This window comes from Algoriphagus halophilus (assembly GCF_900129785.1).
GTDB lineage: Bacteria > Bacteroidota > Bacteroidia > Cytophagales > Cyclobacteriaceae > Algoriphagus > Algoriphagus halophilus.
In genome coordinates this window covers 2,106,265-2,119,717 of record NZ_FSRC01000001.1, presented here as the reverse complement: position 1 = coordinate 2,119,717, position 13,453 = coordinate 2,106,265, and the positions used below count along the sequence as shown (strand labels likewise).

13 protein-coding genes are annotated in these 13,453 nt (G+C 41.5%); 6 read left to right on the top strand and 7 right to left on the bottom strand.

Going from position 1 to position 13,453, the window contains the following annotated elements; all coding sequences use genetic code 11:
* Both BUR11_RS09020 and BUR11_RS09015 read right to left on the bottom strand, forming a co-directional pair.
* Entirely contained in the window at window positions 1-900 is a 900-nt protein-coding gene (locus tag BUR11_RS09020) for a class I SAM-dependent methyltransferase (RefSeq protein ID WP_074224503.1), read from the bottom strand.
* A gap of 36 nt (window positions 901-936) precedes the next feature.
* Window positions 937-1,761, bottom strand: a complete 825-nt coding sequence (locus BUR11_RS09015) for an SDR family NAD(P)-dependent oxidoreductase (protein WP_074224502.1) — start codon at window positions 1,759-1,761, stop codon at window positions 937-939.
* 176 nt (window positions 1,762-1,937) lie between these two features.
* Here BUR11_RS09015 and BUR11_RS09010 point away from each other — a divergent pair, with 176 nt between their 5' ends.
* The 5 genes from BUR11_RS09010 to ppk1 all read left to right on the top strand — a co-directional run bounded on the left by BUR11_RS09010 (window position 1,938) and on the right by ppk1 (window position 8,439).
* Complete coding sequence (locus BUR11_RS09010; protein ID WP_074224501.1) at window positions 1,938-2,753, top strand: 1-acyl-sn-glycerol-3-phosphate acyltransferase; 816 nt, start codon at window positions 1,938-1,940, stop codon at window positions 2,751-2,753.
* Window positions 2,750-3,715 carry a GNAT family N-acetyltransferase gene (locus BUR11_RS09005; RefSeq protein ID WP_074225184.1) on the top strand — a complete coding sequence of 322 codons (966 nt, stop codon included), beginning with the start codon at window positions 2,750-2,752 and terminating at the stop codon, window positions 3,713-3,715. Before BUR11_RS09010 ends, BUR11_RS09005 begins: the two co-directional genes overlap by 4 nt.
* Window positions 3,696-4,076, top strand: coding sequence for a CoA-binding protein (locus BUR11_RS09000; protein WP_074224500.1), 381 nt, complete (start codon window positions 3,696-3,698; stop codon window positions 4,074-4,076). The genes BUR11_RS09005 and BUR11_RS09000 overlap by 20 nt, the downstream gene beginning before the upstream one ends.
* A gap of 161 nt (window positions 4,077-4,237) precedes the next feature.
* On the top strand, window positions 4,238-6,196 hold the full coding sequence (gyrB, locus tag BUR11_RS08995; RefSeq protein ID WP_074224499.1) for a DNA topoisomerase (ATP-hydrolyzing) subunit B: 1,959 nt from the start codon (window positions 4,238-4,240) through the stop codon (window positions 6,194-6,196).
* A 116-nt stretch (window positions 6,197-6,312) separates the two neighbouring features.
* The gene (gene ppk1 / locus BUR11_RS08990) at window positions 6,313-8,439 is read left to right on the top strand and encodes a polyphosphate kinase 1 (protein WP_074224498.1); all 2,127 of its coding nucleotides are present in this window, start codon (window positions 6,313-6,315) and stop codon (window positions 8,437-8,439) included.
* A gap of 14 nt (window positions 8,440-8,453) precedes the next feature.
* On the opposite strand, the gene BUR11_RS08985 is transcribed toward ppk1, so the two are convergent.
* From BUR11_RS08985 to BUR11_RS08970, 4 genes are read right to left on the bottom strand one after another with little or no spacing between them, the layout of a single operon-like run.
* Entirely contained in the window at window positions 8,454-9,341 is an 888-nt protein-coding gene (locus BUR11_RS08985) for a Ppx/GppA phosphatase family protein (RefSeq protein ID WP_074224497.1), read from the bottom strand.
* A gap of 9 nt (window positions 9,342-9,350) precedes the next feature.
* Window positions 9,351-9,560: a hypothetical protein gene (locus BUR11_RS08980; RefSeq protein WP_074224496.1), complete on the bottom strand. Its 210-nt coding sequence runs from the start codon at window positions 9,558-9,560 to the stop codon at window positions 9,351-9,353.
* A gap of 45 nt (window positions 9,561-9,605) precedes the next feature.
* Window positions 9,606-11,387 (bottom strand): SLC13 family permease, encoded by a 1,782-nt coding sequence (locus tag BUR11_RS08975; protein ID WP_074224495.1) that lies wholly within the window; start codon window positions 11,385-11,387, stop codon window positions 9,606-9,608.
* A 3-nt stretch (window positions 11,388-11,390) separates the two neighbouring features.
* Window positions 11,391-11,666 (bottom strand): DUF202 domain-containing protein, encoded by a 276-nt coding sequence (locus BUR11_RS08970; protein WP_074224494.1) that lies wholly within the window; start codon window positions 11,664-11,666, stop codon window positions 11,391-11,393.
* A gap of 48 nt (window positions 11,667-11,714) precedes the next feature.
* Here BUR11_RS08970 and BUR11_RS08965 point away from each other — a divergent pair, with 48 nt between their 5' ends.
* The gene (locus BUR11_RS08965) at window positions 11,715-12,608 is read left to right on the top strand and encodes a DUF3078 domain-containing protein (protein WP_074224493.1); all 894 of its coding nucleotides are present in this window, start codon (window positions 11,715-11,717) and stop codon (window positions 12,606-12,608) included.
* Between the two features lie 374 nt (window positions 12,609-12,982).
* Here the strand turns inward: BUR11_RS08965 and BUR11_RS08960 are convergent, their stop codons facing one another.
* On the bottom strand, window positions 12,983-13,360 hold the full coding sequence (locus BUR11_RS08960) for a hypothetical protein (protein WP_143185896.1): 378 nt from the start codon (window positions 13,358-13,360) through the stop codon (window positions 12,983-12,985).
* Window positions 13,361-13,453 lie beyond the last annotated feature (93 nt).

Sequence of the window (13,453 nt, the reverse complement as noted above, 5' to 3'; positions counted from 1 at the left end):
TCAATAACTAGAAAATCTGAAGAAAATGCCCAGCGGTAATTTTTTGTCGAACCGGTCATTTAAATACAATTCCCCATGTTCCGCATTTTTCACAGCATCAAAATTCGTTTTGATCAAATTTGCAGCGATCAGGGAGGAAAAGCTCAGGGAATACATATTGAGAATAAGGAAGTGGTTTTCCTTATCCAAGATCTCTGCGCATACTTTCAGCATCTCATTGATCTGTTCCTCCAATACCCATTTTTCACCGTCAGGACCTCGGCCATAAGCAGGAGGGTCCAAGATGATCCCTTGGTAGATATTCCCTCTTCTGGCTTCTCGCTTGATGAATTTCATGGCATCATCAATGATCCACCTGATTCCTTCCAATCCTGAGGATTCCATATTATGTCTCGACCAAGTGACCACTTGTTTGACGGAATCCAAATGCGTGACTTCCGCGCCAGCTGCCCTTGCAGCTACAGAAGCAGCGCCTGTATAGGCAAATAAGTTCAGGACTTTCGGTTTTTCTACCGGGCAAGATTTGATTTTTGTATAGAGGTAATCCCAGTTTACTGCCTGTTCAGGAAACAGACCGATGTGTTTAAATGAAGTTTGGGCAAGGTTCAATTGGATGTTCAATCCTTCCGGATTGGCATAGCTGATGGCCCAGTTATGGGGCATCTTTTTCAGTTGCTCCCATTTTCCTTTTTCAGGGTTGTTTTTTTCCTTGGCGAAATGGGCATGGGCTTGTTGTTTCCATTCTCCCTCAGAAAGTGATTTATCCCAAATCGCCTGTGGCTCAGGTCTACTTAAAATAAATTGTCCGAACCGTTCCAACTTCTCAAATCCCCCTGTGTCTATAAGTTCATAATCTGCCCATTCAGAAGGGCTAAGTGATAGAATGGTTTCTTCTTGCATGCCTTTTTAATTCAGTATGCAAAAATAGGGAAATAATCAGGAAAGGATTTCTTCCAACTGTTGAAGACTGAAATCGTAAAGTTTATCCTGTAACGCAGCATCCTTGGCCTTTGAACTTGGGCTTTTAAGTTTCTTTTTATCATAATAACCTCCCGATTGAAGTTCATCCTTATTGGATTTTGCGAGAAAAATGGAGGTTTCAGCCCCTTTTTGTGGACTGATAAAGAAGGGCTTGGTGATCGTTATGAAAATTTTGGACAATGGGTCTGACTCAGAGCCAAAAGAGGTGTTGACTGCTCCGGGGTGGAGGGAATAGGAAGCTAAACCTTTTTCCGAGTACATGGAATGGAATTGATTGCTTGTCAGGATATTATATAGTTTGGCGTCGCTGTAGTTCTTCCAGCTACTGGAGCTCGTATGAAGCCCCAAGTCATGGAGCTTGACTGATCCCATTCTATGGAATTCTGAGCTGACAAACACGAGTTTTCCTTTCGCCCGGATCAAGTTTTGGAGAAGCAATTGACTTAAATGAAAATGCCCTAAATGGTTGACAGCAAATGACCAATCCAGCCCCTCTTTGGTTTTTTTGCCCTTTGGAAACATTCCCCCGGCATTATTGATCAGAAGATCGATTTGATCATAGGAATCTGCAATGTGTTTGCCGGCCTGATGGACGCTTTCCATGGAACTCAAATCCATTTTCAGACAGTCAAACTTTTCGGGATGGTCAAATTGTGAAACCAGTTTTTTTGCCTTCTCTAGATTTCTCACCGGAAGGATCAGTTTATCGAATAGGGGATAGAGCGCTTTTACTGTTTCCAATCCAATACCCGAAGTACTTCCTGTTATGACTAGATTCATCGTTGATTTCAATTAGGTTGAATAAGAAATTAAGTTAATTGGTTTTCAGAGCACTAGTGGTAAAGTTTCAATCTAAAGCTTTAAAAACTCTGTTTTTTCTTATTTTTAAACTTATTTTTCTAGGAGATTGAGTTGCCTTAGTTCGATTTGATCTCTTGTCAAGAGATAATTGCCCCATGCCCGATAAATTTATCGATGTAAAGAAAGTGATCAAAGAAAAGAATCCTACGCTATTGAAATGGCTTCCAGGATTTGTGATTTCTTATATACGAAATGTGATTCATGAGGATTGGCTCAATGAAATAATGGGCAGGATCCATCATTTAAAAGGAATGGACTTCGTGGATGCTGTCATCGACGAGTTAAAAATAGAGGTAGTATTAAAAGGCGCTGAGCACATTCCAAAAACCGGAGGGGTGATCATTGCTGCAAATCATCCCCTGGGAGGGATCGACGGAATCGCGTTGATGTATGCCGTAGGCAAGATCAGAAAGGATATTCGTTTCTTGGTCAATGACTTATTAATGTCTTTTGAGAATTTTCAGCCCATGTTTGTTCCGGTGAATAAACTGGGGAAAAACTCCCAGAAGATTTTAGATAATATTGATCAGGTATATGCCGAAGAATATGCCGTGATGGTATTTCCTGCAGGATTGGTATCGAGAAAATCCGAGGAAGGCATTCGTGATTTGATTTGGAAGAAAAGTTTCGTGACCAAGTCAAAAAAGTATAAAAAAAATATTATTCCTTGCTTCATTGAAGGGAAGAATTCGAAGTTTTTTTACAATTTGGCCAATTGGAGAAAGAAAATCGGGATTCAGGCAAATATTGAAATGTTTTACCTTGCAGATGAAATGTACCAGCAGCAAGGTAAAAAAGTGACCATCCATTTTGGTGAGGCAATTCCTTATCAAAATTTGGATTCAAGTAAGACCGATGCACAATGGGCCTTGCAGGTGAAGGAATTGGTATACAAATTAGGAAAAACATGAGTAAGGAAGCAGACATTATTCCTCCAGTGGACAGAGCTTTGATCAAAGCCGAACTTACTGAAGAACGGTTTCTTCGGTATGCGAACAATGGGGATAATCTGGTCTTTTTGGTAAATATTCACAATGCTCCCCATGTGGTGAGAGAAATAGGCAGGCTGAGGGAGCTGACATTTAGAGCCGCAGGGGGAGGAACTGGGCTGGAATTGGATCTGGATGAAAATGATACCTGCGAAAACTGCTATGATCAATTGATCACATGGAGTGCGGAGGATGAAGAAATAGTTGCGGGATATCGATTGATCAATTGTAAAAAAGCAATTGGAGAAGACGGGACTATCAACCTTTCAACCACGCATCTATTTGATTTTTCCGAAAAGTTTATCCAGGATTTCCTTCCTTATACCATAGAATTAGGTAGATCTTTTGTACAGCCTAAGTATCAGCCAAGTATAGATAATAGAAAAGGGATTTTCAGTTTGGATAATCTCTGGGATGGATTAGGTGCTGTGGTGTTGCTCAATCCGGAGGTAAAGTACTTATTTGGGAAAGTGACCATGTATCCCCATTATCACCGGGAAGCCAGGGATTTGTTGCTGATGTTCATGAATCATTATTTTCCAGATAAGGAATCCCTGGTGACACCCAAGCCGGAAATTCAGTTGGGTTATGAATCTGATTTGCCTTCTCAGGGGAATCCATTTGAGGGATTGCCTTACAAGGAAGGGTATAAAGTCTTGAATTCAAGAGTGAGGGGATATGGTGAAAACATACCTCCTTTGATCAATACTTACATGAATCTTTCGCCTACCATGATGACTTTTGGTACCGCGATGAACGATGAATTTGGAGAGGTAGAGGAAACGGGGATATTGATTACCTTGGAGGATATCTACGAAACCAAAAAGCACCGGCATATGGATACATTTGAGCGGGACAGGGTGTATGGAAGCAGAGAAAAATAAAACCACGTTAATCGCCGGAGCCACCCCTGATCCAACTAGGTATGCCTATACTGCTGCCGTATTTCTGGATCGGGCCCATATTCCATTTATACCCATCAGTATCAAGAATGGAACGGTATTGGGAAAGGATATTTTACCCTTGGGCAACAAGCCGGCGCTCCAAGGAATTCATACCATCACCTTGTATTTAAACGCGGGGAACCAACAGGAATGGGAGGACTATTTTTTATCCTTGGCACCTCAACGGATTATTTTTAATCCCGGAGCGGAGAACCCCTCTTTGAAGGAGCGGGCAGAGAAGCAGGGCATTGAATGTATCAATGGTTGTACCTTGGTCATGGTCAGCTCTGGACAGTACTGAAAATCAGGCAGTAATAAACCGAGTTTAGGAGCTTTCAAAATGACATTTTGAGCCTTCAAAAAAGCTGGGTTAAGTCACTTTTTTTTTCTATCTTGCGTATTCTTTAAACGAACACAAAATCACCTTTCTATAGCCCTTTTTGAGGGTTTTCTCCAGAAAATATGAGTGAAGAAAAAGCTAATAAACCCGCGAATTACGGTGCAGGGAACATCCAAGTATTGGAAGGTTTGGAAGCAGTGCGGAAAAGGCCTGCTATGTATATCGGCGATGTCGGTGTCAAAGGTCTCCATCACCTGATATGGGAAGTAGTTGATAACTCCATTGATGAGGCACTTGCAGGACATTGCGACACGATCCATGTGACTGTGAATACCGACAATTCCATCACGGTGGAAGACAATGGTCGGGGTATTCCAACAGACTGGCACGAAAAAGAGCAAAAATCCGCATTGGAAGTGGTATTGACGGTCCTTCATGCCGGGGGTAAGTTTGACAAAGATACTTACAAAGTGTCCGGTGGATTGCACGGTGTAGGGGTTTCCTGTGTGAATGCCCTTTCTACGGATTTGAAGGCCACTGTGTACAGAGATGGAGTCATCACCGAGCAGGAGTTTAAGATTGGGGTTCCTCAGTATCCTGCCAAACAGGTGGGTACAACCGATAAGAGGGGGACCATGATTCACTTCAAGCCTGACGCATCCATCTTTACCCATACTGAATTCAAGTATGAAACCATTGCCAACCGATTAAGAGAAATGGCATTCCTGAATGCCGGAATCAGAATCTTTTTGAAAGATCTGAGAGAAATCGAAGAGGATGGCAATGCAAGGTCTGATGAGTTTTTCTCTGAAGGAGGGTTGGTTGAATTTGTTCAATACTTGGACAATACCCGTGAGAAGATCATTGAAGCACCCATTTACATCGAAGGAGAGTTCAATTCAGTACCTGTTCAGGTAGCCATGAATTACAACACGTCCTACTCTGAAAATGTGGTTTCCTATGTCAACACCATCAACACCTATGAAGGTGGAACACATGTCACCGGATTTAGAAGAGCATTGACCCGAACATTGAAGTCCTATGCAGATAAGTCCGGGATGCTGGATAAACTGAAGATTGATGTTTCCGGGGATGACTTTAGGGAAGGATTGACAGCGGTGATCTCTGTGAAGGTTGCAGAGCCTCAGTTTGAAGGGCAGACCAAAACAAAATTAGGCAACTCGGATGTAGTAGGTGCCGTGGATTCTGCGGTTTCAGATACCTTGCAGTTCTGGTTGGAAGAACATCCGAAAGAGGCTAAAATCATCGTAGGAAAAGTGATCCTTGCTGCACAGGCCAGACATGCGGCTAGAAAAGCCCGTGAAATGGTGCAGCGAAAGAATGTCCTGGGAGGCGGAGGTCTACCCGGTAAACTTGCCGATTGCGCGAATTCTGATCCTTCTATTTGTGAACTTTACCTGGTCGAAGGGGACTCCGCAGGGGGATCTGCCAAGCAAGGTCGTGACCGTGATTTCCAAGCCATCTTACCTTTGAAAGGAAAGATCCTGAACGTGGAAAAGGCGCATGAGCATAAGATCTACGATAACGATGAAATCAAGAATATCCTGACTGCACTCGGTGTGAAGTTCGGAACGGTCAATGATGACAAAGAGCTTGATTTATCCAACTTGAGATATCATAAGATTATCATCATGACGGATGCCGATATCGATGGATCTCACATTAGGACCTTGATTTTGACGCTGTTCTTTAGGTATATGAGATCCTTGATCGAAAATGGATACGTATACATCGCATTGCCACCTCTTTATTTGTTGAAGAGAGGGAAAGACGAGCGGTACTGCTGGACAGAAGAAGAGCGTCAGCAATTGACCAAGGAAATGGCCAAGGATGGAAAGGAAGACAGTGTCGGGATTCAGCGATACAAAGGTCTTGGTGAGATGAACCCGGAGCAGCTGTGGACCACCACCATGGATCCTTCCGTGAGAACCATTAAGCAAGTGACCATCGATTCTGCCGCAGAGGCCGATCACTTATTTAGCATGTTGATGGGGGATGAGGTAGCTCCAAGAAGAGAGTTTATTGAGAAGAATGCTAAATATGCCAAAATAGATACCTAAGGCGAATTAATAAACAATAAAGGGGCCTTTGTGCCCCTTTTTTCATTCTTTAACAAGGAGATAAACTTGGATTTGACAAAGGAATTTTAAATTGCCTACCCAAATAGTAAACTTTTATGAAACTGGCATTAAAAGATAAATACGAATCGATTATCCAAAAAAGTGACCTGGTAAGCCGGGATTTAAGCTGGCTAAAATTTAATGATCGGGTATTAGATCAATCGAAGAAAGAACACCGGACAATTTTTGAGAAGTTAAAATTCTTGGCCATCACTGCCTCGAATTTGGATGAGTTCTTCATGATCAGGGTCGGTTCTCTTTACAACTACCTGGATTATGACAAAGAGCGGGTCGATTATTCGGGTCTTCGGGAAGAACCCTTCAAGACCAAATTGATGAGTGATTGTCAGGTTTTTCATAAAGATCAACATGAGCATTTCACGAATGTGATTCTTCCTGGCCTGGATCAGGAAGGGGTTTCCTTGTGTAATATTTCCAGGCTTACCGATTCTGAAAAACAAACGGTAAAGGATTACTTTAAAAAAGCCATCTATCCTATGCTTACCCCCATGGTATACGATGGTTATCGAACCTTTCCGATTTTGATGAATCGCTTGCTGATTTTTGGGGTGGTGACCACCAGTCCCGGAGAGCGGAAGGATATGAAGAAGCTGAGTTTTGTTCAGATTCCATCCAATATCCCGAGGTTTTTCGAGATTGAAAGAGATAATTCCCTGTTATTGATTCCGATCGAGGAAGTGATTCGGGAGCATATTGTGTCACTTTTCAGGAATGTGGAGATTGAGGGGATCAGTTTGTTTAGGATTACCCGAAATGGGGACTTCACCCTGGAGGAGTCAGAAGACATGGACGCGAATTTCCTGGAGGAAGTGAAGCGAAAGTTAATGGAAAGAAAAACCGGTCGGGTCGTTCGGATTGAGATAGAGGAGGGGTATAGCAAATGGATGCTCAATTCCCTTTTGGAGCGTTGGAACTTGAAAATGGACTCCGTTTTCCTGGTCAAGCGAGCCAGTATGATCGATTTTACGGGCATGTGGCAGATTGTTGGAAACAAGAAGTTCAGAGAACGCTTGCCTCAGGTCCATCCTCCGGTTAATCCACTTTCTTACCCTGAAGAAGGAAGAGCGGATATCTTTGAAACACTGAAGGAGAAAGATATTTTATTGCATCACCCTTATAATAACATCGATTCCATTTTGGATTTGATCAATAAGGCTGCTGAAGACCCTGATGTAATGGCCATCAAAATGACTATTTACAGATTGGCCAAAGACAGTCAGATTACCAAAGCTTTGTTAAAGGCAGCAGAAAACGGAAAGCACGTTTCAGTGTTGTTCGAGGTGAAGGCACGTTTTGACGAGGAAAATAATATCCGGGAGGCAAAAAGACTTCAAAAAGCCGGTTGCTTTGTGATTTATGGGATTACCCATCTCAAGACCCATACAAAACTGTTGCTCATTGTGAAAAAAGATGCCAATGAAATCACCCGCTTTGTTCATTTGGGATCTGGAAACTATAATGAGGATACCGCCAGACTCTACACCGATATTGGTTTATTGACCACCAATGAGACCTTGGCCAATGATGTATCTGAATTCTTTAACGTTATAACGGGGCACTCCATGCCTTCCCAATACACCAACTTGATTACCGCTCCTAGGGATATGCGAAATCAGTTGATTGAGTTCATTGAAGAAGAGGCAGAAAATGCCAGAAAAGGTCTTCCAAGTGGGATTTTCATCAAAGTGAACTCCTTGGAGGATTCAGAAATCATCTATGCCTTGTATAGAGCTTCCCAATCTGGAGTGACCATTAAATTGGTAGTGAGAGGGATTTGTTGCTTACGCCCTCAGCGGGAAGGATTGAGTGATAAGATAGAAGTGATTTCCATTGTGGGTGATTTCTTGGAACATTCCAGGATCTATCACTTCCATAACAACGGAAATACCAGAACCTATGCAGGGAGTGCCGATATGATGGTCCGTAGTTTTGATAAAAGGTTGGAATCCTTGTTCAAGGTAGAAGCTCCTTTGTTGGAAAAGCAGTTGATGAATATCCTGGCCTATAACCTCAAAGACAATGTCAATGCCTATGTCATGCAGGAAGACGGAACCTTTATTGCCAAATCTCCAGTAGGGGATGAGGAAGAGTTCAATGTTCATAAAGAGTTTTTCCACTTGGACCCCGAAAAAGTAATTCAAGTACAGCTGGTAGAATCCTAATCAAAAAGCCTCTGTTAAAGAGGCTTTTTCTTTTGATGCTTATCGAATAAAATCTGCATGATCCCATCTTTCAGTCCCAGATCAGGGACCATGATTTTGGTGGACTGGGCGGCATTCATGGCCCGTTGGTAAATCTTTCCAGCAGGGATAATGACATCTGCCCTGTCATGATTCAGGTTCAGTTTGTTGACCCGTTCTTCAAAGGTCAGTGATTCGAGGTAATGAATGGTTTCTTTGATTTTTGAATACTCCAGGAATTTTCTGTTTTTCCGAGGACCGGTTAGTTCAAAGATTTTATTGATGTTTCCACCTGTACCTATGGAAATGATATTCGATTTTTTTTCCATGTTCTTGGCGATGAAACTCTCCATCGACTTCCAGACAGGTTCCAGGACTTTGTCTTCCAAAGCCCTCACAGATCCTATTTGGAAGGATTTAGAAGCTATTTTTACCCGTTTATGGTAAATATTGAGTTCGGTACTTCCGCCTCCTACATCGATGTGTAGATAAGCTTTCTCATCGATGAGACTTTTGAGGGAATTGTTGATGAGTTCCGCTTCTTTGTTACCATCAATGATGTTGATTTTCAGTCCGATATCCTCCCTGACCTCCTCGACAATGTCTTTGCCGTTGGAACTTTCCCGCATCGCTGAAGTGGCGCAGGCCATGTAATCATCTACCTCGTATAGATCGATCAGGATTTTGAAGGCTTTCATCAGTTTGATGAATTTCCTCCGGTTCAGGTCACTGATTTTTTGGGTATGGAACACATCCAGGCCCAGTCGAAGGGGAAATCTTAAATATTCCAGTTTTTTGAAATTGTAAACCCCCTCATAGTGGGTCACATTCGTGATTTGCAAACGAATGGCATTAGACCCAATATCTACGGCGGCGAATTTCAATTTCCTGAATTATTTCTTTTTGGAGAATATCAATAAAACAACTCCTGCGGCTGCTACAATTCCACCGGTATAAGAAGGCCAGTCGACTTTGTGTTGTTTGTCTGCGTTGATTTGGATGGGGCCTGCATCTACTACTTTCTCTTTAGTAGTAAAGCTGATGCTGTTGCTAAAGAACATAAAAGCTCCTGCAAGAATTAATACTATCCCTAAGATCTTCATACATCTGATTTTTTGAATGTTGTGCAACTATTTTGCCAAAGGAGCTTAAAAAGGGAATAAAACGGGAATTAAAAGCGTTCCAATCACCCAAAACAGCAAGTTCAAAGGAGTTCCTACGATTAAATAATCCTTAAACATATAATTACCAGGTGAATAGATCATGGTATTGGTTTGGTAGCCCATGGGAGTCATGAAGCTAAGGCTGGCCGCAAAAGTTACAGCCATGAGAAAAGGTCTTGAATCTACACCAAGGTTTGTTGAGATGCTGATCGCGATGGGGGCAATTAATGCAGCCGTAGCATTATTGGACATGACATTGGTGAGCATAAATGTCAGGCCAAAAATCCCACAGAGCACTGCCCGGGGCCCAAAATCACCCAGTAAATGGACGATACTTTGGCCTAAAAGTGCAGAACCACCGGTTTTCTCCAAGGCCGTACCCATGGAAAGGATTCCTGCTAACATCAAAATCACTTTCCAGTCTATTGCTTTATAGGCTTGCTCCGTGTTGATGATCCCAAACACAATCATGGCTACCGCCCCTGCCACGGCAGCTACCACAATGGGAAAAACATGGAAGATTGCGAGTGCCAATACCGTGGCCATAATCAATAAAGTCAAGGCTGTTTTGGTTTTATTGAGGACTTTACTTTTTGTTTCTGATAGTATTAATAAGCCCTCCGTTTCATGCACCGACTGAATACTTTCCTCTGTGCCTCTCAACAATAAAATATCTCCTGCAGCCAAACTGGTTTTGGTCAATTGTGTTTTCAGCATCCCTGAGCGGTGACGGATTCCTATGACCAGGACCTGGTTGAATAATTCTTTGAAATTGAGTTCTTTGATACTTTTTTTGATCAAAAATGAGCTCGGAGTCACCACCGCTTCATATAATCGTTCCTCATTTCCGGTAACTAATGTTTCATCCCAGACCAGTTCTGATTTCAATTTGATTCCTTGATAGGATTTCAGTTTTTCTAGAGACTCTTTGTCTGAACTCACTCGGATGATGTCTCCTTTGATGATGGGGGAATTGGGGTAAACCCTGATTTTCCTTTGATCGTCCCGGATAATCTGTAAGGGCTTAATCGGGTATTGATTAAAAAGTTTTTGCTTGGAAATGGGTTCATCCAACTGCGGATAATTGTCTTCAATGATGATTTCGGTGAGGTAATTTCCTAAATCTAAGTGATCGTTTAGCCATGCTCTGTTTTTTCGTTTAGGAAGCAGGAAACGACCTACTAAAACCATGTAAAGGATGCCTGAAGCCAAGAAAATCATTCCCATGAGGCTCATTTCAAAAATCCCGAAGGAAGGTAATCCCGACTGCTCTGCGATCCCACTTACCAAAATATTGGTACTGGTTCCCAGTAAAGTACATACTCCTCCCATCAGCGCACCAAAAGATAGGGGCATCAGTAATTTGGAGGCCGGGATTTGATTGTTTTTGGCCAATTGTATTACTGCAGGCATCAAGAGTGCCACCACCGCCGTGTCATTGATAAAAGCGGATAAGATTCCCGAGGAAATCAACAGGGTGACGATGAGGTTTAGCTCACTTTTCTGGGCCTGTTTACTTAACCTGTAACTGAATGAGTCCAGAATTCCAGTGCTGAAAATTGCGGTAGACAAAATAAACATTGCGGCCACTGTAAGAGTTGCTGAGTTAGAGAATCCAGCATACCCCTCTTTAATATCCAATATGCCCGTGAGAAGAAAAAGGACCATGACTAAAATAGATACCACATCAATGGGGAGTTTTTCTGTAAAAAACAAAACAACCCCCAATAGGATAATGCCCAGTGTCATACCGATTTCAAAAGTCATAGGTCACATGTTAAGGTAATTTCCTTTTTTGAGTTTTTTCTTGGTACTGAAAAATGAATAGATACCTGTTCCTAAAATTGCTAAACTCAAGGCCAGTGCCAAGTATCCCAGCTCTTTTACATGGTCTAATTTCTCAACCTCAAATAATGCTATTCCACTTACTAAAAAATATAAAGATGTCCGGATAAATGAAAGGAGGGTACGTTGGTTGGCCAGTTTAGTACGTTGACGGGCCAAATAATCCCTGATAATGAGTTCACTTTCAAAGTCATTTTCCATATTTGTATTATATTATTTAAAATTTATTTATTTCTAATCTGATAAATTATGAAAAGAATTTCTACACTTTTCCTTCTTCTTTTTCTAGCCGGGAATTTAATTGCCCAAACTGAAGCAGAATTAATCCCTGCCGATACGAGTTATTGGCTGAAAGAAATAAGTGGTGGGTTGAACTTGAATCAAGGTTCCTTTAGTAGCAATTGGCAAGGAGGGGGAGTGAATTCGATCGCTGTCGGTACGTATTTGAACGGTCGAGCCAACTATGCCAAAGATAAATGGACCTGGGACAATACGATGGATTTTGCCTATGGTATTGTGAAGAACAAAGATGAAGATGGAAGGAAGTCAACAGACCGTATTTATTTGGACTCCAAAATAGGTTACAAAATAAATGATAAGTGGAATTACTTTTTTGCAGTCAATTTTTTATCTCAGTTTGCTCCGGGATACGATTTTGGAGAGGATGAAAAAACCCTCATCTCCAAATTTTTAAATCCAGGTTACCTGACCACTTCATTGGGTTTTGAGTACAAGCCCAATGATGAGTTTAGTCTGAGGATTTCACCCTTAGCTCCAAGATGGACTTTTGTAACAGATACGGAGCTTTATACCAATGTGGAAAACAACTACGGCGTAGAGGTGGGAAAGAAAGTGAGGACTGAATGGTTGGCATTTAACTTATTGGCTGACTGGAATAAAAAGTTGAGTGAGAACCTGACATTGAAGATGAGGTATCAGATGTTTGCCAATTACGAAACCTTGGCTTTTGATACCATAGACCATCGCTTGGATCTAGGTCTGGAGGCGAAAGTTTCCAATCTGATCAATGTGAGTTTGACTAGTTTAAGCATTTACGATATTGATCAAGACGATAAAATACAATTTAGCCAAGGGCTGGCATTGGGTATTTCATTTAAGCGAGGAAACTTCCCTGAAGAGTAATAAATTTTAACAAATTTTTATTTGGCATTTTGATTTAATTATAATTGTATTATTTTTGAATTCATTGTGGTAGTTAAATAATAGTTGGTTTAGTTTTCAAATAAAGGGCAGGAGATCTTCTCCTGCTTTTTTATTGCCCTAAGGCCAGTTTTTTACTTTTTTGTGCTACCTCCATATTCTTCTTTGAATAATCCTATTTTTTCATTTAACTCATTCAGGAAGACAGTCGATTATATGGAAGATATAGGGATTTTTCAGAAGACAACCCCAGGATTTTAACGGTAACAACTTGTTCTCTATCCCATAAGAACGATGAACGATGGCGAATTTGTATGCCATTTCCTGGAAGGGAGAATAAATTCAATCAAGAAAAATCAATCCACCACTAATTCCAGGGTCAAATTGCTGGAAGAAGTCCCAGGATTTTCAAGATCCAATTGATAGGTATAATATCCAGGTGACAAAGGTGTCTCTCCCACGTAATCGAAGGGTTGGATGACCAATTCTTTTCCATCTGCATTTAGTTTTACATAGCCATACCGGTAAGCGGATTCAAAGAATTTGTAGTCCGATTTGCTTCCCCCAGCTACCTTTCCAAATTCTACCTGGCTAGCCCCTGAACTAATCAAAATATCTTCAAAATCCACCGAAGAACTATTTTCCACTCGAATCAAAACCCCTGTTGGATGTTCCTTTTCGGAGCAGGACCATAGCATAAAAACCGTGAATAGAAGGATTATTAACTGTTTCATTTCCCCTTTTATTTTCTAGTACGAAACTTTGGGTAACAGTGCAACCGACAGAGGAAAAAACTGAGGGATCAACCATTCAAAACTTAAAATGAA